The sequence below is a fragment of the Anaerolineales bacterium genome, assembly GCA_022866145.1.
Taxonomy (GTDB): Bacteria; Chloroflexota; Anaerolineae; order Anaerolineales; family E44-bin32; genus PFL42.
On record JALHUE010000179.1, the window covers coordinates 1 to 1,911 of the forward strand.

The 1,911-nt window shown below is 66.2% G+C and carries 1 protein-coding gene; it reads right to left on the reverse strand.

The window, feature by feature from the left end; all coding sequences use genetic code 11:
• Nucleotides 1-67 precede the first annotated feature (67 nt).
• Nucleotides 68-1,911, reverse strand: a 1,844-nt coding sequence (locus tag MUO23_05695) for a hypothetical protein (protein ID MCJ7512446.1), incomplete at its 5' end; no start/stop codon positions are given.

Sequence of the window (1,911 nt, forward strand, 5' to 3'; positions counted from 1 at the left end):
TAGGAAGCGGTTTGGCCCCCCCACCTGCGAGGCTTGGCTGGCGATGCAGCCAGGCAGATCCCCGGATTCAGGGCGTGGGGGTTTCGGTTGGCGTCGGGGTGGGCGACGGGGCCTCGGTGGCGGTGGGTGGCGGGGTGACCGTCGGAGCGGGAGTCGGCGTGGGCGTGGGCTCGGGCCGATTGATGAAGACATGCACCCGGCGTTCGGCCGAGCCGCCGTTCTTGCCGCGCACGGTCAGGCGCACCGTGAGCGGGCCGTTCTTGACCCCGGCCATGTCCCAGGCGTACAGCAAGTCCTCCTGATTGTGCTGCTGATCGTCGCGGGCCAGGTCCGGCCAGGACTTGGGCTCGGTTCCCTCACTGGCTTCGAGCACCCAATCGCGAAAGCCGTCGGTCGCACCGACCCTGGCGATGATGGCGAGGGGTCCGCTGTTAATCACCGCCCCTTCGAGCGGCGAGAGGATTTCGATGAATGGTCGCGGGCTGCTGGCGGTGCAGTTCTCGTCCGGGATGAAGAATACCGACTCATCTTCGAAGCCATGGTCTTGCGCCCAGGCTTTTCCCTGATCGTCCTCCGTTAGCCATTCCCGCCCCCATGGGTCCTCGACGTCCAGTCCCAGCTTCTGCCGGGCGAAGTCCTGACATTCGGCGGAGGCCAGCAACCGGGTGTAGCTGTCGACCCAGGGCTGCTGCCACAAGTCTTGTTCTTTCGGCAGCGGCGGCTGGTCGGCAGCGAACACCTCGATCCGTTCGTCGGGGCACCATTCGGAGGGCTCGGCGCCCGAGACCTCGCAGACCACGCGCTCGATGATGCCATCGGGTCGTCCGAAGCCCCCGGTCTCACCCTTGGCGATGTAGGGGACAGCGGACTGCATATAGGCGTTCCAGATCGGGGCCGCCCCCGACAGGCCGGTAGAATTCTGCATCGGGGTGTAGTCGGCATTGCCCACCCAAACGCCGGTGACGAAGTCCGGCGTATAGCCCAGCGTCCAGTTGTCGCGGAAGTCATTGGTGGTCCCGGTCTTGGCCGCGGCCGGAAACGGCAAGTGCAGCAGGGAGTCTCCCCCGAACATCGGCCGCCGGGCATCGTTGTCGGAGAGGATTGACGTAATCAGGAAGGCGTGCTCGGGCCGCAGCACCGGCAGGGGTTCGGCCGGCTTGTGCTCGAAGGCCAGGTTTCCTTCGTGATCGACGATGCGTGTGATCGAGACGGGCGGCATGCGGTTCCCGCCGTTGGCAAAGACGGAGTAGGCTGACGTCAGCTCGAGCAGGCTGACATCTCCGCCGCCGAGGGTCAGCGCCAGCCCGTAGTCGTCGCGATCGAAGGTGGTGATCCCCATGCGCCGGGCAAAGGGGACCAGGCCCTCCTGCTGCGGCGTGCCCGGGTCGTCGTAGATGCCGACGAAATCCAGCGTCTTGACTGCCGGGATGTTGTAGGAGTTGGCCAAGGCGGTGCGCACGGTCACCGGACCGTGGAAGCGTTCGTCGTAGTTCTCCGGCTTGTAGGGCGGGCGCGGGTCATCCGGGTTCCCCGAAGGCGGAAACTCGCTGGGGACATCCCAGATCAGCGTGCCGGGCGTCCATCCGAGCTCGAAGGCGCGGGCATACGTCAGCGGTTTGATGGACGACCCGGGTTGCCGCGGGGCGACGGCCATGTTGATCTGGCCGTCGATCTCCTCGTTGTTGAAGTCGGCTGAGCCGACCATGGCCAGGATCTCCCCCGTGCGGGGATCGAGCGAGACCAGGGCGCCGTTGGTCACGTGGCGATCGGCGAGGGCCGTCACCTGCTGCGTCACCAGGGTCTGAGCCAGGTCCTGGAGCTGCGGATCGAGGGTAGTGTACACGTCGAAGCCCGAGCGGTAGATCGTCTGCGGGTCGAACAGCTGCTCGAGCTGGGTGCGGATGTAGTTGA